The organism is Stanieria cyanosphaera PCC 7437 (genome assembly GCF_000317575.1).
GTDB lineage: Bacteria > Cyanobacteriota > Cyanobacteriia > Cyanobacteriales > Xenococcaceae > Stanieria > Stanieria cyanosphaera.
Map to the genome: position 1 here is coordinate 375,067 of NC_019748.1, position 20,314 is coordinate 395,380.

The following is a 20,314-nucleotide window of genomic DNA, read 5'->3' on the forward strand; positions in this document are numbered from 1 at the left end:
TTAAATATTAATAAATTTGATTTTGATTGAATTGATTGAATTAATAAGTTCGGAACTGCTCTACTTCTTCGGTGTAGCGTATTGGCAGAACGTATTCTAGGTTTTCATGAGGACGTGCAATAATGTGAGTAGACAATACTTCTCCACCATTAACTCTGTTAGCAGCTTCAATTCCGGCCGAAACAGAAGCTTGTACTTCAGAAACATCTCCTCGTACGATGACGGTTACTCGTCCTGTACCGATTTTTTCGTAGCCGACTAAAGTAACACGAGCTGCTTTTACCATAGCATCAGCAGCTTCTACTACTGCTGGAAAACCTAAAGTTTCGATCATTCCTACTGCAATTGGCATCTAATTATTCCTCCGCGCTCAAGCCAAAATTTTTGAAATTTTAAATAAAAAGTAGAGTCATTTGATAAATTACATCAAACAAAATTTCTCCATTGTTACTATCAATCATAAATGAAAGACCAGGCTTTTATTTGTTTTTGTGCTGGTAATTTTGATTGCTAGTGAACGCCATTAATCTAAAACAATTATTTTTTTTAGAAATAGGCTGGCAAAATTTTGACGGTCTTGGGTAATTTACCACTCTATAGTCAAGCATAAATAACCTTGTACCCTTTGACAATATAAACTATGATTATATTTTTTAATTTGATTGTTAATAAGAATTAATACCTAATTATTTTAGGCTGATTGACACAAGTTTAGTAATGTGCGTTTGTCGAAGTATTAAACTGTTTTATAATTTTTTTATTGTGTCTGGATAGAACGGTAAAACTGAAGGCCTGATTCAATGAGTTCTGTTTGGAATGATGTGAGTAGATGTTTTGTGCTGAAAGCGATCCCTATCTTCGATAAAATAACTTGGACTGAAGCTATTTTTCAGTAACAAGGATGGAGCATTAGCTCAAAAAATCAATAATAACCTGTATGATAATAAAAAAAATAACAACTTTTGGTAGTTAAAAATATTTATATGACAGGTATTTATAAAAGGTAAACAACCTAGTTCAACAAAAGCTTAATTTCAATATACAAGATTTTAGAGTTGAAATTAGAGATAGTAATTATCTAAAAAAAATCGGCTTTAAAATAAAAAAATTAAGATAAAAATTTTAGATAAATGTTGTTAACTAATCAGGGGAGTTTTGATGACTGACTTTTTTTTACAAACTACTTGGATTGTGCCTTTATACGGTCTTTTGGGGTCTATTTTGACTTTACCTTGGTCTTTGGGTATTATTCGCAAAACAGGACCTAGACCTGCAACTTATCTCAATTTATTGATGACTATAGTAGCTTTAATTCATGGCTCGATTGTCTTCAATTTAATTTGGATTCAACCAACTCAACAGATAGTTTTTCATTGGCTTAAAGTAGCAGATTTGGACTTGACCTTAGCAATTGAACTTTCTCCTGTAAGTGTTGGAGCATTAGAGTTAGTTACAGGCATCAGTTTGCTAGCTCAAATTTATGCTCTTGGTTATATGGAAAAAGATTGGTCTTTGGCTCGTTTCTTTGGTTTGATGGGCGTTTTTGAAGGAGCTTTAGGGGGAATTGCTTTGAGTGATTCTTTACTCTTGAGTTATGCCTTATTAGAGTTGTTAACTTTATCTACTTATCTCTTGGTAGGTTTTTGGTATGCTCAACCTTTAGTAGTTACAGCAGCTAGAGATGCATTTTTAACCAAGCGAGTTGGAGATATCATCCTACTGATGGGTTTAGTAGCTCTTTCTGCCTATGGTGCAGGATTGAATTTTTCTCAGTTAGAAAAATGGGCTAATACTTTTCCTTTAACACCATTAGCTTCGGCTTTGTTGGGATTATCTTTAATTGCAGGACCTACTGGAAAATGCGCTCAATTTCCTCTGAATTTGTGGTTAGATGAAGCGATGGAAGGTCCTAACCCTGCCGGAATTATGAGAAATTCTATTGTTGTCTCGGCGGGTGCTTATGTGCTGATTAAATTGCAGCCTGTTTTTACTCTCTCGCCTGTTTCTTCTGATGTTTTAATTATTTTGGGAACAGTAACGGCGATTGGGACTTCTTTAATGGCGATCGCGCAAATTGATATTAAACGAGCTTTATCCCACTCTACTAGTGCTTACTTAGGATTAGTCTTTATTGCGGTAGGACTAGGACAAGTAGATATTGCATTTTTACTGTTATTTACTCATGCGGTTGCCAAAGCCTTACTCTTTATGAGTGCGGGGTCGATTATTTTGACGACTAGTAATCAAAATATCACCGAGATGGGGGGATTGTGGTCACGGATGCCTGCTACGACTATGGCTTTTGTAGTTGGTAGTACAGGATTGGTTGCTTTGATGCCAATGGGTATGTTCTGGACTTTCCAGCGATGGTTTAATGGTTCGTGGGAAGTTGATTGGTGGTTACTGGGAGTTTTATTGTTTGTTAATACTCTATCTGCCTTAAATTTGACCAGAGTATTTCGGTTAGTATTTTTGGGCGAACCACAAATGAAAACCCGTCGTGCGCCTGAAGTACCTTGGCCGATGGCATTGCCAATGGTATCTTTAACAATTTTAGTTTTGTTAGCACCAGCAGCACCAATTAAATGGCCTTTGTGGTTGAGTCCAACTACTCCATTGGCTTTGGGAGAGGAAACTCTTATTCAATTAGCTACACCCCTTTTGATAGTTTCTGGGTTAGTCGGTTGTGCAATAGGAGCAACACTTCATTTACACAAAGCTTGGGCTAGACCAACTCAAGTTGTTTGGAGATTTTTCCAAGATTTGTTTGCTTACGATTTTTATATTGACCGTTTCTATCAACTCACTGTAGTGGCAGCCGTGACTGGATTGTCTAAATTAACTGCTTGGATTGATCGCTATGTAGTAGATGGTGCAGTCAATTTGGTGAGTCTGTTTACAATTTTTAGTGGTAATGCTCTCAAATACAATGTTTCTGGGCAGTCTCAATTCTATATCCTGACAATTCTGGTGGGTGTTAGTTTGCTGCTTTGGTCGGTACTTAGTGGTCAATGGTCAATTGTTACCAATTATTGGTCATCTCTAATCAATCAATAATTTAATTTTGTTTAAAAGCGACTATCACAAATTATGCTCAGTGCTTTAATCGTAATTCCTTTGCTTGGTGCAGCGTTAATTGGCTTTTGGCCTCAACAAATTGAAGGAAAAACTACTCGTTCAATTGCTTTAGTTATCGCAATCAGCACAATTGTTGTCAATTTGATTTTGGGATTGAAATTCGATCCTAGTATTGCTCAATTTCAATTTTCGGAAGATATTGCTTGGATAGAGTGGCTGGGATTAAATTATCATTTGGGCATTGATGGATTATCTTTCCCTTTGATATTTTTAAATAGTTTATTGACTTTCATTGCCGTAGTTAATAGCAAGAAGCTGATTGAAAGACCCCGATTGTATTACTCAATGTTGTTATTTTTGAGTGCGGGGGCTGCGGGAGCTTTTTTAGCACAAGATTTATTGCTGTTTTTTCTCTTTTATGAGTTAGAAATTATTCCTCTTTATTTCTTAATTGCGATTTGGGGAGGAAAAAGAAGAGGTTATGCAGCAATGAAGTTTTTGCTATATACAGCAGTATCGGGAATTTTGGTGTTGGCTTCTTTCTTAGGATTGGTATGGCTGACAGGTTCTCATAGCTTTGATTATCAAGCATTGCGATCGCATAATTTATCACTCAATAGTCAACTGTTATTGCTAGCACCATTGTTAATTGGTGTTTTTATCAAAATTCCGATTTTTCCTTTTCATACTTGGTTACCAGATGCTCACGTCGAAGCTTCGACTCCAATTTCTGTATTACTAGCAGGAGTGTTATTAAAACTCGGTACTTATGCCTTACTTCGTTTTGCAGTAGGGTTATTCTTAGATGGATGGGTAGTGTTAGCTCCTTGGATGGCAATTTTAGCTGCAATTAGTGCCTTATATGGAGCGTCTTGCGCGATCGCTCAAAAAGATATGAAAAAGGTTGTTGCTTATTCTTCGATTGCTCACATGGCTTATATTCTGTTGGGTGCATCTGCTACTACAAGATTAAGTATTACTGCTTCCGTGTTTCAAATGGTTAGTCACGGTTTAATTTCTGCCCTATTATTTTTATTAGTAGGAGTAGTTTATGAAAAAACTGGAACTCGCGATGTTGATGCGCTCAGAGGTTTATTAAATCCAGAAAAAGGTTTACCTGTAACTGGTAGTCTAATGATCTTAGGAGTAATGGCAAGTTCGGGAATACCAGGAATGGTAGGTTTTATTGCTGAATTTTTGGTTTTTAGAGGAAGTTTTCCAATCTTTCCCATTCCAACTCTTCTTTGTTTAGTTGGGACAGGATTAACTGCTGTTTATTTTCTTTTGGTAATCAACCGAGTTTTCTTTGGTCGTTTGACAGATAATTTAGCTCAATTACCTCCAGTAAAATGGGCTGAACTCGCTCCTGCTTTTGTTTTGATTACTTTAATTTTTGCTTTTGGCATTCAACCAAGCTGGGTAGTTCATTGGAGTGAAGTACAAGCAGTTGCTTTATTGACTGCTGGTTAATTGAGTTATTAAGGACTAACAAATTACTTATGGTTACTACAACTAAAAATAAATTTTCTCAATCGCGTTTAATCGAAGAATATATTCAAAAATTGGAATTGGGAGAAGCATTACTTCAAGATTCTCCTACTAATTTAATTGAAGTTGTTGGCATTTTAAAAAGTTATGGCGTGGTTTTAGATGCTTATTCTAATAATCTTTGCTATATTGCCAACCATCAATTTTTAGTTTTATTTCCTTTTTTTAAATACTTTAATGGAAAAATTAATTCCGAAAAATTATTACACCATTGGTGGCATGACAGAATTAACTATGAATATGCTGAATATTGTATGAAAGCAATGTTTTGGCATGGTGGCGGTGGTTTGGATGCCTACGTTGATTCACCAGAATTTTTGCAAGTAGTTGAAGAAGTAATTCAAGCTAGATTTAAATACAATCCTTTATTATTGGGGTTACATAAAATCTTTAAGGATTTTCTCCCTGAACAGATGCGCCAAATGGCTTACTATAGCGGATTGGGTCAATTTTGGCGAGTCATGGCAGATATGTTTCTCAGTTTATCAGACCGATATGATCGCGGAGAAATCAAATCTATTCCTGATGTTGTTCAACATATCCTTGATGGTTTAGTAGCTGATGCTGCACGTCCGATTACCTACAAAGTACAAATTCGAGGTAAAGAATACGAATTAATTCCCCAATCTGCTGGCTTAACTTTTCTTCCTGATACAGCAGTACCATATGTAGAGGCTGTATTTTTCAGAGGAACTCCTTTTCCTGGCACAGTTTCTTATAATGCTCAAGCTTATCAAATTCCTTACGATCAGGGTATGTTTAATTATGGGGCTTTGTATGCAGATCCTCTACCCGTTGGTAGTGCAGGTATTCCGCCCACATTGTTGATGCAGGATATGCGGCACTTTTTACCTGATTATCTACTAGATTTTTATCATCAAGGAATTAGAGGCGAAGGCGATTTGCGGGTCAAAATTTGCCAAAGTTTCCAAAAATCGATGTTTTGTGTAACTACAGCAGCTATTAGGGGATTAGCTCCTCATCCACTTAATACTAATGATCCTAAAGAACAACAGGCAAATCGAGTTTATCTAACAGGATGGTTAAAACGTTTACAAGATTCTCGTTTAATTACAGTTAATAGTTAAGTAGGTAGGCATCATTAGTTATAGATGAAGTTCGGTTGAATAGTTAAACCTTAGTGAGAAGAAAGTAAAAAGTAACAAGAAGGAGGACGGGGCGTTGCTATATATAGCCAGAATTCATTAAGCGACAGTTTCTCCAGAAGAATTTCACAGAATAAAATTGATTTGAGTCGTCAATCAATATTCATCGGATCGACATCAATAACCATACTTACCGATTGAGGGCAAAGAGAACGTAATTGATTTAAATCTGGTAGTTGTTCTTTTTCTTCAGTAGCGAACTTAATTAAGATTTGCCAGCGATAACGACGCGCAATCCTCATAATACTAGCAGGTGCAGGCCCTAAAATCTGAGTTTGAGAACTTAATAAATTAATACATCGCTCGGCTACAATTTCTGCGGTTTGTTGTACTTGCTTTTCTTCCACTCCACTGAATTTGATTAAAATTAAATTGCCATAAGGAGGATAATTTAATTCTGCTCTTTGTTGCAGTTCAGTATTACTAAAACTAACATAATCATGCTCTTGAACTGCTTTAATCACTGGGTGTTCAGGTGAATAAGTTTGAATAATAACTCTACCTGTTTCTTCTCCTCTGCCTGCCCTTCCTGCTACTTGAGTTAGGGTTTGAAAAGCTCTTTCTCCTGCCCGATAATCTGAACGATGCAATAAACCATCCGCAGCAACTACCCCCACAACAGTTACTCCTGCCACATCTAATCCTTTAGTCAGCATTTGGGTACCAACCAAAATATCTGCTTCACCCGCAGCAAAACGCGCTAACAGTTGACGGTGTGCGCCTTTAGTTCTGGTGGTATCGCTATCAAAACGAATACATTTGAGATTGGGAAAAAGTTTATTTAATTCTTGAGTAACTTTTTGAGTACCACTACCAAAAAATTTGAGATAGGGAGACTCGCATTCAGGACATTGTTTGGGTTGCAGGGCAACATAATTACAGTAGTGACAACGTAGTAGGGGAGTTGCGCCTTCATGCGTGTAGTGATAGGAAAGGGAAACATCGCAATGGGGACATTCGACGACATAACCACAACTGCGACAAGAAACAAAAGTACTGTGTCCCCTTCTAGGAATAAATAAAATGCCCTGTTGTCCTCGCTCTTTCATTTGTACCAAAGCTGATTGAAGGGATTTACTAAAAATCGAACGATTACCCCGATTTAACTCCTCTCGCAAATCAACTATTTCGATGGATGGTAAAGAGCGTGCTTGAATTCTTTCTGGTAGAGATAAATAATAAAATTCAGAATTTTCAACTGGTAAGTGATTAATTTGCTCCCAACTTTCTAGGGAAGGAGTTGCCGAACCTAAAATAAGGGGACAATTTTCTAATTGCGATCGCACTTGGGCTACTTTTCTAGCATGATAAGTAGGAATGGGAGAGGTTTGTTTGAAACTGGAGTCGTGTTCTTCATCAAGTACAATCAATCCTAAATTAGGTAATGGTGCAAATATGGCTGAACGAGTACCAATGACTACCTGGGGTTCTCCTTGAATCATTTGTCGCCAGGTATCATAACGTTCTCCATCGGACAAAGCACTGTGATAAACACAAACTTGTTCGCCAAAACGAGCGCGAAAACGATCTGTAAGTTGGGGAGTTAAACCAATTTCAGGAACTAACACTAACGCAGATTTACCTGCTGCTAAAATTGGTGCGATCGCTTGTAAGTAAACTTCTGTTTTTCCCGAACCTGTTACCCCATGCAATAATATTTGGGCAGTTCCTGTTAAATTTTGGATACTAGCTAAAGCTTTGGCTTGAGCTTGATTAAGTTTTTTAGGAATGTCTTGTGGTTGAGCAATTCCTTGTTCTTTTCTCAGTATTTCTCGTTCTGATAAAGTTACATAGCCTTTTTGAGCTAATTTCTTAACTGTCGCTGGGGTAGTACGACACAGTTGGATTAATTCCGTCAGCCAGATTTCCCCTCCATTGTTTTTGAGGATTTGTAAAACTTCCCCTTGGCGAGAAGTCAAATCGAGCAGGAAATTATCATTAATCAGCGTAACCGCAGTTTTTAATTTAGCTTGAATCGGTCGAGGTGGTTCAAGATAACTTTCGATCCAACCGCGCTTATTCAATTCTCTGATACCTCTAATTGCACCTTTAATTTGATTTTTTAAATAGTTAACGCTGTAATCTCCCTCTGCTTGATTTTGCAGTAATCGTAAAATCTTTCCTGCAACTACACTACAAAAGGTTTCTGCACCAGGGGGAATTGATTCTAGTTTAAGACGAATTCTGCGCTGCGATCGCCCTAATAAACCAGGAGGAAGTGCTACCCGAATCACACTCATCAAATCACTACAGTAATATTGAGCTATTTGCTGAAGTAATTGCCAATAAGATTGAGGAAAAAAACCTGAAGTAATTACGTCTTCTATTGGACGAATACGACTTAATTCTAAATCTACTGGTGGTGTATAACAAAGCCTAATCGCAATACCTCCAATAATTTGCGCCCCAAAAGGCACGCTGACAATATCGCCTGGGTTGACTATTAAATCGGTTGGTAAGTAATAAGTGTACAAACCTTGAATACCTGGACAATCTACTAAAACTTCAACCCATTGTTGCTGATTCGATTCGGTCTGGTAAAGTTTAGTCTCTTCCGCTACGCACATTACTGCTTTTGTTGGTGAGGAGGTAAAAGCAGTATTTGGTTCGACTCGATCAACCATCTGTGCCGAATAGCAGCTTAGTGCTTCAGAATACACCTCGTGAAAGCGAGAAAATTGATTACTTTCCACCGTAAATTAAGACGCTCAAGCTTAACTAAAGATATTATCTTACCTTATTAATTATTTTTCTGTCTTTTTCTTAGAAATCAATTCCAAGTTTTGTTATTTATAAAACAATTTTCTTTTGATAAATTATTAAGTTTTTTTACTATGTGCATAAAAAAGACTTAATTCCTTGGAGTAGTTAATGGTTGCTCAATTAATTCAATCGGTCATTCCTAATAAAACCATAGAAAATTATCTATTCCCTTTTCATAAATTATTCCTGCTTTTTTTAAATCTCAAGATTATAAATTGTAAAATGTCAGTTTAATTATCATTTTGTAACCATCTAAACAAAAGCATAAGTTACTTTTGGTACTCTGAAGATGTACTTAGTAAATTAGACTGCTTTACCCTAAATAAACATAAAAATACCAATAAGAATCTTAAGAAAAAATTTATTTTAGGGGAAAACTTCACTAATAACTAGATAGTATTCTTAATCATCAAAATTTTTTCCCAAAAATCTGCCAGTAATTAAATATAACAACTATCTCAATTAAAATAGCCTTTTTTGAAAATCAGTTCGCTTAATTAACTTTACTGTTAATTAGCAATAGCTAAAATTACTAACACAATTATGAACGTAACAAAATTAACAGAATACGAGTTTAATACTGATACTAGCCTAGATACTAGTCAATTAGATGCAGATTTTAAACAAGTTGAAGTCGAATTTTCTAGTGAACCAGAGGAATTTGGAGAAAGTCCAACTTCTAGTTATCGCAAAAGTTATATAGATGATAATATTGGCGCGTTCTTTAAAGAAATGGCTCGTTATCCACTGCTTAAACCCGAAGAAGAAGTAGAGTTAGCCAATTGCGTTAAAGTGATGGTACAAGCAGAAGAAATACGACAACAATTAAAAGAACAATTAAACAGACAACCAACTAAAGAAGAGTGGACAAAGGCACTTCAATTAGAATCTATCCGTCAATTAGAAAATCGATTATATCGTGGTCGAGTTGCTAAAAGAAAAATGATTCGCTCTAATCTAAGGTTAGTAGTTTCGATCGCAAAAAGATATTTAAATCGGGGAGTTCCTTTTTTAGATTTAATTCAAGAAGGAGCGATTGGATTAAACAGAGCTACAGAAAAATTTGATCCAAATAAAGGTTATAAATTTTCTACTTATGCTTATTGGTGGATTCGTCAAGCAATTACGAGAACAATTGCCAATGATGCGCGCACAATTCGTTTACCAATTCATATTGTTGAAAAGCTCAACAAACTTAAAAAAGCTCAACGTAATCTCAAACAGCAATTGCAAAGAAATCCAAATGAACAAGAATTAGCTAACGAATTAAATGTTTCTTTATCTCAATTGCATCAGTTGTTAGAATTACGCCGTCAATCTTTATCTCTAAATCATCGGGTAGGTAAAGCAGAAGATACAGAGTTAGTAGATTTACTTGAAGATAGTGAATTGCAACTACCAGAAGAGCGTATGAGTGAGGCGATGATGCGTCAAGAAATTTTTACTGTCTTGAGTGATGTTTTGACAGAAAGAGAAAAAGATGTAATTTCTTTACGTTATGGATTGGCAACTAATCAACCCTATACTTTAGAAGAAGTAGGGGGAATGTTTAATCTCTCGCGGGAACGAGTTCGTCAGATTCAAAGTAAAGCAATGCGAAAATTGCGTCGTCCCCAAGTAGCTCGTCGTTTGAAAGGATGGTTAAATTAACAGTTAGTTTTGATTAAAAATCAATCAAATCATATAGTACATCCACTCTGCTAATCCTAATGATGTGGAGGAAATTTGTGCGTTGATTCAAGCTTTAGAAAAATACAGAAAGTAAAGACGTAATATGTTACGTCTCTACACCAGTTACCAATCAACAATCAACCATTAACCATTAACTCTAAATTATATATTTAGATATTCAGAAGCAACGATCATTGAACCAATTCCTTCATCAGTCAAAATTTCCAATAACAAGGCATGAGGAATACGACCATCAATGATATGGGCAGCGCGGACTCCTTGTGCTAGAGAACGAACACAACAATTAACTTTGGGAATCATTCCCCCAGAAACAATTCCTTTTTCAATTAATTCCCTTGCTTTTTGAATATCTAGTTTGGTTAGCAGAGTACTAGGGTCATGATAATCTTCCAAAATGCCTGGAGTATCAGTTAATAAAATCAATTTTTCTGCATCTAAGGCAGCAGCAATTTCTCCAGCTACAGTATCGGCATTAATATTGTAAGCTTGCCCTTCTTCATCAGCAGCTACACTAGAAATGACAGGAACATAACCATTACTAACCAAAGATTTAATCAGTCGAGTATCAACACTGGTAACTTCGCCAACAAATCCAATTCCTTCTTGACCGACGGGACGAGCTTTAATAAAATTACCATCTTTACCACACAACCCAACTGCTACTGCACCAGCTTGACTAATTAAAGACACCAATTCTTTGTTAACTCGACCGACTAAAACCATTTCGACTACATCCATCGTCGCTGCATCGGTAACACGCAAACCGTCTTTGAATTGAGGTTCAATTCCCAATTTATCCAACCAACTGTTGATTTCTGGTCCTCCTCCATGAACAACTACAGGGCGAACTCCGACACAAGAAAGAAAAACAATATCTCGAATTACTTTATCTTTAAGGGTGCTATCTTTCATTGCTGCACCACCGTATTTAATTACAACGGTACGATTAGCAAATTTTTGGATGTAAGGCAGTGCTTCACTTAAAACTCGAACTCGGTTAGCTTCTGTTTCTTTGATGTATTCGCGATCGCTTGACATATTGAATTTAATTAGGAGTTACCAGTTATTGATTATTCAAGATGGAGTACTTACTCGATTGTTCACTACTAACAGTTAGGAATGAGAAAATTCAGATTCAGATTTAATTACTGTAGGAATAAGTTCTAAAATTTGCTCAACAATAGCTTCTGGAGTTTGATTTGCTGCAATTTTAAGTCGTAAGTCAGCTTGAGCATATAAAGAAGAACGTTTTTGAAGCAATAATTCTAGTTTGTCAGCTAGAGGTCTATTTTGATCTTCTGCTAAACGTTGTTTTAATACTTCTACTTCTACATCCAACCAGATAATTAAACCTTGTTGCAGATAACTCCAATTGATTTGCCTCTCGACAATCCCACCGCCTGTAGCAATTACACTTTTGGTTTCGACGGAGATTTCTTGTAATACTTGATGTTCTAATTCTCGAAAATTATCCTCTCCCGACTCGGCAAAAATTTCAGGAATGCTTTGCTGGGTAACTCTTTCTATTAGAACATCTGTATCAAAAAAACGATAATTTAATTGATGAGCTAATAGTTTCCCAATCGTAGTTTTACCTACACCCATCATCCCAATTAGGTAAATACTAATTCCGTGTAATGATTGTTCAATTGAAGTTGACATTCTAAGTGCGATGCAAATTATGATTTCTTAATAAAGCTTCAGCGAGAATATGTTGGACTAAAAGAAATAATTCTCGGTCTAACAAATTTGATTCTACCCTCTCTATTAATTTTTCCAGAAGATAGGGTCGAAGCAGAGATTCTTGACAGAATTGTAGAGAATTTAACTTAATTAGCGATCGCCTTTGTAAAGATTCGACTACTTCTAATTGTTTACTCATCGAAAAATTAAAATTAATTTCCTTACCAATTCCACGTAATTGTTTTAATTGTTCGTTAACTGCGATCGCATCAACTAGCTTTTTTTCTTCTTCACACAAACGATTGAGATGTTCTTCCAGTAAGTCGCGAATGTTACTAACTAAACGCACATTAGTTGCTAAAAATTCCGTAAGATTACCTTGAAATAAATTTTTAATTGTTAACGCAACTGAATTTATCGCTAACGGATTATTAGCGTAAAGATTAACAAAATATTCTTTTTCTAAGTAAGACCCGCTCACATCTTGTAAACTAACTAACTTAAGAGCAGATTGGGTATTTAAACCCGATAAATATAGACTTTGCACTCTACCGTTTTCTGCTTCCCAGCAAGTAATTTCTTGAGGTTTTTCACGACTAACAATCAAACAACAACTGGGATGATTTTCAGTCGCTAAACGATGCAGTAATTCCCCATAAATTGTTTCTTGGCAGTCGTACAATCCTGCTAATTTTCCATGGAGAAACGCCGATTCAAATTGATCTAAAATTAATAGACAACGATAAGAATGTAAGAATTCTAGTATAAAAGAGATTGGATCGCTAGGCTGTGATTTTAATTCTTGATCAACCCGATTTAATAAAGATTTAATCAAACCTTCCAAAAAATCAGCAGTTGAAACATTTGTTGCTAGAGAAAACCAAATAATATGTTCAAAATTACTTTGAAGCTGTTCAACTAATTTAGCAGCCAACCAAGTTTTTCCTAAACCCCCCATTCCCAAAACCGCTACCAGTCTGCAATGACGAGTAACAATCCAAGATTTTAGTTGATTTAATTCAAATTCTCGACCAACAAAATTCGTTAAATCAATTCGAGCAGAAACATTTTCTTGAATTGAGGTGAATCGCTCTCTACAATTTGTTGCCGAGGTTGTTTTTTTATATCCAGCTTGCTCCAATAAATTAGTAATATTACTCCAGTTGAAAATTTTTATTTCTTTGCCATTATGAGCAAACAATCCTTGTATATATTTATATAAGCCGTTAGATAAATATACCCTCACCGAAGAACTGCTACGATTTTGATAAACTTGCTCGGCAATTTCTGCTGGAGAATAGCCACACAGTAAACCTTGAAGAAATTTTTTTTCAAGAGGTGTCAGTCCTCTTCCTTTAATATCCGCTAAATCAAGATAAAGTTTTTCTAGTTGCCAATAATCGGCTGCTGCAATAAACTCGGGTTCTTCAGATTTGCGCTCGGATGTCATAACTAATAGTGCTGAAAATATAAGATTAATTGGCAATTTTGGCTTAACGATATCTTATGTAAACACTCTAAGCAATTAAAAATACAAACTAAATTAATCAGAGGTTAATTATTTTTATTAACACTGTTAACATATAGGCTAATTTAACTAAGCCTTTGTGAAGATCTTCACAAGAAATAGTTGTTTAGATTACAGAAAGTTCACCCAGAGTTTATTAAAATTTAATAAAATCAGAATAAAACTGGATAAAAATTATCAATCAATCGTACAAAATCACACCAGTCAGACAAAGTAGTGGATACACTTATAAAATCTTATACTTTAATTATTGGTTTATACTTAGGTGTAGGTAATATGGGAGGGAAGTTTGTGGAGTTAATTAGAGAAGTAGTACAACACGCAATCAAGACTGGCTATTTGACTGTTGAAGCGGAAGAGAAACTAAGAAGTATGCTCAAAAAAAAATATGAAGTTGAAGATTTTGAAGCCTTTATCTTGTTACAACAGGCTGCCATGCTTGGTAAAGTCAAACAAGAATCTCGCGAACTACTAATTTCTTCTCGAAGCTATTAATTTAACGAGTTCAAACCCAATCTTCGTCGTCGTCATTGGGAATTGATTCATTAGTTTGTGTTTGACTAGGCGGTTTGATTGTTCTGTAGTTGGCATCATAAACGTTTTCTTCTACTTGGTCTGACTGTTTTGCTCCTGCTTCCCGATATGTATAGGAATAAGTTGAGCCAGAATGTTTAACACTAGTGGGCTGCTGCTGAACTTCATAATTAGTTTTTGGTTGGGTATAAGAGGGGTCTGTTTCAGGATATTCACTGGTAAAGGCACGAGAGGTGGGTTCTTGGCGATCGCGAGTAGTAGTTTCTGAAGGTGCTTCTTCAATATTCCACTCATCTTGACCTCCTTGTTCCCAATCAGGAGGAGCATTTCTATAATTCAAGCGTTCATTAATTCCCGAGGGATTTTCTCTAACGGTAGTATAAGGTTGAGAGCGAATTCTTTCTGATTGAGGATTAGAAATCAAACTATTGAAAAATTGCCAAATTAGACTTGTAATCACTCCAGCAAAGATAAATATTCCCAGCCATGCTGCCAAGGGTAAATTAATCGAACGATACAGACAAGCTTGATTGAGACCGCCACAAAAAAATTTGAGTGCAATTAACTCCTGATTCTGCACAAATAAAATACCCAAAACTCCTGCAATGATCAGGACTAGCAACAGCTTCAAACGAATAGAAAACATAATCTTGGTTGAACAGTATTTATTTTATATCTTAGTGTCCTTGCCAACGATTGAGGGGGACACAATCTAGGTCTAACTGATCCAAAGTCCGAGCCACTACAAAATCAACCAAATCCTCCACTGTTTGAGGAGCATGATACCAGGCAGGGATAGCAGGGACAATTTTGACTCCTGCTTCAGCTAAAGTGGTTAAATTACGCAGATGAATCAAACTCAAAGGAGTTTCTCTCGGTACAACCACCAAAGGACGACTTTCTTTAATTTGAACATCGGCTGCTCGCTCCAGTAAATCTGAACTTAAACCAGCAGCTATTTTGGCAACTGTACTCATGCTACAAGGTATGATAATCATGCCTAGAGTCCGAAATGAACCACTAGCAATATTCGCCCCTACATCGCCCCAATGATGACAAATTAGTTTTCCGCGACCGCTCACTTCTGCTTGTTCTCGCCAAAACTCCTCTTGTCGCTCTGGTTCAGTGGGCATTCGGATATTTTGTTCTGCTTGCCATACCATATAAGTAGCGCGTGAAGCCACTAATTCGATCTGATGATCTGCTTGCAGAAGAAACTTAAGGGTACGAACAGCATAAATCAGTCCTGAAGCCCCACTAATGCCTAGTATTAAAGGTTTGGTCATTGGTTAAATTAGACCTTCAAATTCTAAATCTTCAATCATTTGTAGTCCTCTGGGATCTCCGACTTTGAGTAGAGCAGTTTTGGCATCTTCTTTGACTCCGAGATCTTCATCTTCTACTAACGCTTCAATCAAAGCATCAATTGCTGTGGCATAAACCACATTAGACGGTAATTCACGACATAACTGTCCTAATGCCCAAGCACAATTACTTCTAACTGCTGCGGTTGGATCTTTTCTTAACCCTGCAATTAAAGGAGGGATTGCTGCGATCGCATCTTCATATTTTAGTTTACCAATTTGTGCCAAACCACTAGCAGACCAAAGACGAACCGCAGAAATATCAGTTTTAAGAGCATGAATGAGGGGCTGTAAAGCACGGCGATCGCTACTATTACCTAAAGCCCAAACAATTCCTTTGCGAACATAACCATTCCAATCTTGAGCGAGCAATTCAATTAAAGGTGGAACAGCTTCTGGACTAGTATTTCTGCCTAAAGCATAAGCTGCACTAACTCTAACTAAAGGACAAATATCTTGAAGTAACTCAATCAAGTAAGGAATTGAACGTTGTTCGTGAATTTCGCAAAAAGCTCGTGCTGCCAACATCCGTTGGGACGCTTCTGGATGAGACAACAGCGTCAACATTTCTTCTGGATCTGGCGGAGGAAGTTCTGGCTCTGTACCAACTGGCTCAATTTCATCCAGAGGACTAAGCAGTTCTTCATCAGTATCTAAGAGACTCAATTCATCATTATTGTACATAATTGATTAAATTATCTTATCTTTGGTAATTTCTCAAATGCGAACGAAAAATACTGTCAGAGCAAAACAATTACTGACCAATGAAATAGAAAGAATGAGGTCATATGAACTCAAAAGCAATTACTGATTACCACAATCTAGTTAGAGTGATCAATTGATCCTTCTTAAAGATATTTAATCATTGATAATGACTGAGTTTGAAATCCAAGCTGGTGATAGAGTTTTAAAGCGGATTGGTTATGAGAAAATACTTGTAACCCAATTCGATTAATTCCTCTAGCTTTTGCCCAGTTTTCTGCTGTAGCGATCAATCTCGTACCAATGCCTTGACGACGATACTGCTTTAAAACCATTAATAGAAAAATATAACCATAAGATTTTCCACTAGCTTGATCAATCGCTGTTCCCATCCATAAACAGGCTACAGGCTGTTGAGATAAATTTTCTACCCACCATAAGGGAGTTTCTACAGAAAAATATTTTTTAACTGTGTCGGTCAAATGATTAAAGGAAGATTGGCTAGGAAATAACTCTTGATAAGTCAAAGTCATAAACTTAACCAACAAAGCGCGGTCTTTGCCTGTTCCTATCCTTAGTTGATAGCCTGGGGGAAAGTCCGCATTCATGAAATATTGACCTAAATAATATTTATCAAGAAATAATTTGGTTGTTGAGCAGCAATATGCTAAGATTCATCACTAATTCAGCTATCAGTACCTCAAAATTAGGAACTGCTTAGAGTCATTATGGCAAAAAATCACCGAAGCCATTGCTTATCCTTAAGAAAAAGTGTAATTAATTAATTCTGGTACAAAAGAATTTAATTCTTCAGGAGTAACGGGAGCAGGAGCAGCTAAATCTGATGGTAAAAAGATTCGCGCACTTACTGCGACTAAAGCTACTAGAAAAATTAAAATTGTTAACAAAGGAGTAAGGTATTGTCTAAAAAAATTCATTGTTTGATTAATTACGTAGGTTAAAAGAATTTATTTGCTTAATTTAATTTTATATATTGTTTGCTATATTTACCTAATTTTAGCTTTAATTTAGACATTTTTGTAAACTCCTAAACAAAATTTCCAAGACAGAAATAAATTGGAAATTTTAGCTTTCTCAACTAAAAAAAGTGAGTGTTAGAAAAAAATTAACCGAGAGTTCCAATTTAGTAGTAAAAAATTTTTTAGTTATTAAGAAATATTACTTAGTTATTATTAACCACGTAAGGGAAAGGATATTTAATTTTATTCTAACCAAGGAACTTGTACACTCGGTGGGGAATCCAATTCGCTCTCTTGTTTCCCCTTCGAGATGGTCGATCAATCGAAGCAATGTTTATGTCTTAAATTCTGTTGAGGTTTTATTTTTTTGCAGGAAATTTTTTTCAGACAAGTATGTGAAGCTTAAGCTTCGCTAGAATTTAAACACCTCGTGTTTATCGCACGCTATGTCAGATCCAGACTACACTATACCAGTTTCTCAATCAAAGGAGTCTCATCCTAATCTAGCCAAAATTGAGTATGGCTATAAAATTCTTAATGCCGGAGATGTAATCGGCAAACGCTATCGTATTGTTAAAGAACTAGGTAGTGGAGGATTTGCTACAACCTATCTCGCCATAGATGAACAATCGCAATCTCCCCTTAAATGTGTTGTCAAACAATTACAGCCTAGGTTTAATAGTCCAGCAATATGGGAGAGTGCTAAAGAAAGATTTGCTACCGAAGCAGTTGTTTTACAATGGCTGGGTAATCATGACCGAATCCCCCAACTTCTAGCTCATTTTGAAGAAAATCAACAATTTTATTTAATTCAAGAATTTATTGAAGGGGAAGAATTTGAACAAGAAATTCATCGGTTACAATTATCAGAATTTGAATTAATTCGCTTTCTATGTGATGTTTTAGAAATTCTTAATTTTGTTCATCATCAAGGGGTAATTCATCGCGATATTAAACCCTCTAATTTAATTCGGCGACGTAGCGATCAAAAAATAGTTTTAATTGATTTTGGTGCAGTCAAAGAAATTGGTACTTTAGTATTTGATCTGGAAAAAGAGACTATTCAGACTCAGATTATTGGTACTCCAGGCTATATGCCTCCAGAACAACACAATGGTAAGCCAGTTTATGCTAGTGATATTTATGCTTTAGGAAAAACAGCTATTTTTGCTTTAACAGGGCGATCGCCTTTAGAATGGGAAGATACTGAAGTAGACGATCTAGAAAGTTGGCAACAACGATTAAATGTAAGTCCGCAGTTAATTGCTATCCTCAATCGTATGACTCGTTCTAAAGTTAGTGAACGTTATCAAACTGTGAGCGAGTTATTAGCAGAATTGAAGCCTCTTTTATTAGTAGAAACAATTATTGAAGATAAATATCAAGTTATTAATTATTTAGGTGGCAAAAGAGGAATTTATAGTTATGTAGTTAAAGATTTGCAGCAATCGGCACAACCTTTATATATTTTAAATCTATTAAAACTCCAAAAAATTGAATCACAAACTTTAGAAAATGTCTTTCACCGCCTTAGACAAGAATTAATTCATTTAGCTAAATTAAATCATCTTGATCGTATTCCGAAAACTCAAGAATATTTTATCAGTCAAAATCATATATATTTAATCCAAGAATATATTGAAGGAGAAAGTCTCAAAACAATTATTAATCGAGAATTTAATCTCGATGAAGAAGAAGTAATCGATTTATTAGAAAATACTGGCGAAATTTTAAGAGAGATTCATAAACATAAAATTATTCATGCTAATATTCAACCTTCTAGTTTAATTAAAAGAAGCTCTGATGGGAAAATAGTGTTAATTAATTTTGGAGCAATTCAAGAAATTACTAATGTATTTCCTGATAGCAAAACTGGCTATTTACCTCCCGAACAAATCGCTGGAAGACCCATAACTAGTAGTGATATTTATGCTCTAGGAATGACAGCAATTTATGCTTTGACAGGAATTCGACCAGAAAGATTAGCTAAAAATCCCAACACTGGGGAAGTAATTTGGCAACAAAAAGCAAGAGTAAGTTCGGAGTTAAGTAAAATTTTAAATAAAATGGTACGTCTGGATAAACAACAGCGTTACCAGTCAATAGAACAAGTTTTAAAAGCTTTAAAAAAATTTAAATTTAAGTCAAAAATTAAACCTTGGCATAAATATGTAATTATTTTTCTTTCTTTATCTATGCTGCTATTCTTTAGTAGATATTTTTGGTTGCAATACCAAGCAATTCTTTTGTTTAAACAAGCTGATTTAGAATTGCAATATCAACGTTATGAAACAGCAATTGAATATTATGACCGAGGTATTCAAAAAGTAAGTGGTAAAGTCAATCTATTTCAAGGTGCATGGTTACGTAAAGCTCAAGCCTTGGGTAATTTAAAACGCTACGATGAAATGTTGCAAACTTGTCAAGAAGGATTGCAAAAAACTAACAATGTTTATTTTTGGAATTGTCAAGGTTTAGCTTTAGAAGGATTAAAACGCTACGATCAAGCGATCGCGTCTTATAATGAAGCAATTAAACTGAAACCAGATTTTTTTGTTCCTTTTAACAATCGAGGAGAAGTTTATACTAAACTCGGAAGAATTGATAGTGCGGTCGCAGATTTTCAAGCTGCTGTTAAACTAAGTCAAGCAGAAAGTTATGTTCCTTGGAATAACCTCGGGAAAATTTATTTTCGGCAACAAAAATACGAGGAGGCGATTAATGCTTATCAACAAGCTATTGCAGTTAAAGAAGATTATTTACCTGCTTTAATAGGTTTAGGAAATACGCAAAAAGCATTAAAACAATATTCACAAGCTCTTGTGGCTTATAATAAAGCAATTGAAGTTAATAGCGATTCTTATGAAGCTTGGTTTGGCAAAGGGTTAGTTGAAGAAGCTTTACAACAATATCGTGAAGCAATCAAAGCTTACGAAAAAGCAATTGTTTTGAAACCTAATTGGCAAACAGGTATTGATGCTTTAAAACGAGCAGAACAAAAATTAAACTAAATTATTGATTAGTAATTAACCAAAATTATAATGTTTGCGAACATTACTGTTAATTTGCCAAGTGCAAGAGATACCCGCAGAAAAAGTTACTAAATCTCTTTTACCCATAGCGACTGGAGTAACAATAACATCGCCTTCAAGAAAATAACAGGTTTCTGCTTCGACTTCGTAAAATCTAAGAAAAATTATCAAAGCTTTAAATATATTTGTGATAAGTTAAAAAAAAGATAAATTAACTTATTTTGCTAGGTTCAACTACCTCTTC

16 protein-coding genes and 1 pseudogene are annotated in these 20,314 nt (G+C 35.6%); 6 read left to right on the plus strand and 11 right to left on the minus strand.

Annotated elements, in window-relative coordinates; genetic code table 11:
• Positions 1-40 precede the first annotated feature (40 nt).
• Positions 41-352 (minus strand): carbon dioxide-concentrating mechanism protein CcmK, encoded by a 312-nt coding sequence (locus STA7437_RS01620; protein WP_015191624.1) that lies wholly within the window; start codon positions 350-352, stop codon positions 41-43.
• Between the two features lie 806 nt (positions 353-1,158).
• Here STA7437_RS01620 and STA7437_RS01625 point away from each other — a divergent pair.
• From STA7437_RS01625 to STA7437_RS01635, 3 genes are read left to right on the plus strand one after another with little or no spacing between them, the layout of a single operon-like run.
• On the plus strand, positions 1,159-3,057 hold the full coding sequence (locus tag STA7437_RS01625) for an NAD(P)H-quinone oxidoreductase subunit F (RefSeq protein WP_015191625.1): 1,899 nt from the start codon (positions 1,159-1,161) through the stop codon (positions 3,055-3,057).
• A 33-nt stretch (positions 3,058-3,090) separates the two neighbouring features.
• Positions 3,091-4,548, plus strand: a complete 1,458-nt coding sequence (locus STA7437_RS01630) for an NADH-quinone oxidoreductase subunit M (RefSeq protein ID WP_015191626.1) — start codon at positions 3,091-3,093, stop codon at positions 4,546-4,548.
• Between the two features lie 29 nt (positions 4,549-4,577).
• Positions 4,578-5,714, plus strand: a complete 1,137-nt coding sequence (locus STA7437_RS01635) for a CO2 hydration protein (protein WP_015191627.1) — start codon at positions 4,578-4,580, stop codon at positions 5,712-5,714.
• Between the two features lie 170 nt (positions 5,715-5,884).
• Here the strand turns inward: STA7437_RS01635 and priA are convergent, their stop codons facing one another.
• Entirely contained in the window at positions 5,885-8,416 is a 2,532-nt protein-coding gene (gene priA, locus STA7437_RS01640) for a primosomal protein N' (RefSeq protein ID WP_083856841.1), read from the minus strand.
• A gap of 682 nt (positions 8,417-9,098) precedes the next feature.
• On the opposite strand from priA, the gene STA7437_RS01645 reads away from it, so the two are divergent.
• Positions 9,099-10,205, plus strand: a complete 1,107-nt coding sequence (locus tag STA7437_RS01645; protein ID WP_015191629.1) for an RNA polymerase sigma factor, RpoD/SigA family — start codon at positions 9,099-9,101, stop codon at positions 10,203-10,205.
• A gap of 183 nt (positions 10,206-10,388) precedes the next feature.
• Here STA7437_RS01645 and argB read toward each other — a convergent pair whose 3' ends face one another.
• The 3 genes from argB to STA7437_RS01660 form a co-directional block, all read right to left on the minus strand.
• Positions 10,389-11,285, minus strand: coding sequence for an acetylglutamate kinase (gene argB / locus STA7437_RS01650; RefSeq protein ID WP_015191630.1), 897 nt, complete (start codon positions 11,283-11,285; stop codon positions 10,389-10,391).
• Between the two features lie 75 nt (positions 11,286-11,360).
• Positions 11,361-11,909 (minus strand): shikimate kinase, encoded by a 549-nt coding sequence (locus tag STA7437_RS01655; RefSeq protein WP_015191631.1) that lies wholly within the window; start codon positions 11,907-11,909, stop codon positions 11,361-11,363.
• A 1-nt stretch (position 11,910) separates the two neighbouring features.
• Positions 11,911-13,380: an NB-ARC domain-containing protein gene (locus STA7437_RS01660; RefSeq protein WP_015191632.1), complete on the minus strand. Its 1,470-nt coding sequence runs from the start codon at positions 13,378-13,380 to the stop codon at positions 11,911-11,913.
• A gap of 294 nt (positions 13,381-13,674) precedes the next feature.
• Here STA7437_RS01660 and STA7437_RS01665 point away from each other — a divergent pair, with 294 nt between their 5' ends.
• Positions 13,675-13,953 (plus strand): hypothetical protein, encoded by a 279-nt coding sequence (locus STA7437_RS01665; protein WP_015191633.1) that lies wholly within the window; start codon positions 13,675-13,677, stop codon positions 13,951-13,953.
• A 10-nt stretch (positions 13,954-13,963) separates the two neighbouring features.
• Here the strand turns inward: STA7437_RS01665 and STA7437_RS01670 are convergent, their stop codons facing one another.
• The 5 genes from STA7437_RS01670 to STA7437_RS26405 all read right to left on the minus strand — a co-directional run bounded on the left by STA7437_RS01670 (position 13,964) and on the right by STA7437_RS26405 (position 16,996).
• A complete protein-coding gene (locus STA7437_RS01670; RefSeq protein WP_015191634.1) occupies positions 13,964-14,638 on the minus strand; it encodes a pro-sigmaK processing inhibitor BofA family protein in 675 nt (224 codons plus the stop codon).
• A 31-nt stretch (positions 14,639-14,669) separates the two neighbouring features.
• The gene (locus STA7437_RS01675; RefSeq protein WP_015191635.1) at positions 14,670-15,278 is read right to left on the minus strand and encodes a flavin prenyltransferase UbiX; all 609 of its coding nucleotides are present in this window, start codon (positions 15,276-15,278) and stop codon (positions 14,670-14,672) included.
• Positions 15,279-15,281: 3 nt separating this feature from the next.
• A complete protein-coding gene (locus STA7437_RS01680) occupies positions 15,282-16,040 on the minus strand; it encodes a HEAT repeat domain-containing protein (protein ID WP_015191636.1) in 759 nt (252 codons plus the stop codon).
• Positions 16,041-16,204: 164 nt separating this feature from the next.
• The gene (locus STA7437_RS01685; RefSeq protein WP_015191637.1) at positions 16,205-16,666 is read right to left on the minus strand and encodes a GNAT family N-acetyltransferase; all 462 of its coding nucleotides are present in this window, start codon (positions 16,664-16,666) and stop codon (positions 16,205-16,207) included.
• A 153-nt stretch (positions 16,667-16,819) separates the two neighbouring features.
• Positions 16,820-16,996 (minus strand): hypothetical protein, encoded by a 177-nt coding sequence (locus STA7437_RS26405; protein ID WP_015191638.1) that lies wholly within the window; start codon positions 16,994-16,996, stop codon positions 16,820-16,822.
• Positions 16,997-17,484: 488 nt separating this feature from the next.
• Here STA7437_RS26405 and STA7437_RS01690 point away from each other — a divergent pair, with 488 nt between their 5' ends.
• Positions 17,485-20,049, plus strand: coding sequence for a protein kinase domain-containing protein (locus STA7437_RS01690; RefSeq protein ID WP_015191639.1), 2,565 nt, complete (start codon positions 17,485-17,487; stop codon positions 20,047-20,049).
• A gap of 15 nt (positions 20,050-20,064) precedes the next feature.
• Here STA7437_RS01690 and STA7437_RS01695 read toward each other — a convergent pair.
• A pseudogene (locus STA7437_RS01695) lies at positions 20,065-20,211 on the minus strand (cupin domain-containing protein); the annotation flags it as partial.
• Positions 20,212-20,314: the final 103 nt, after the last annotated feature.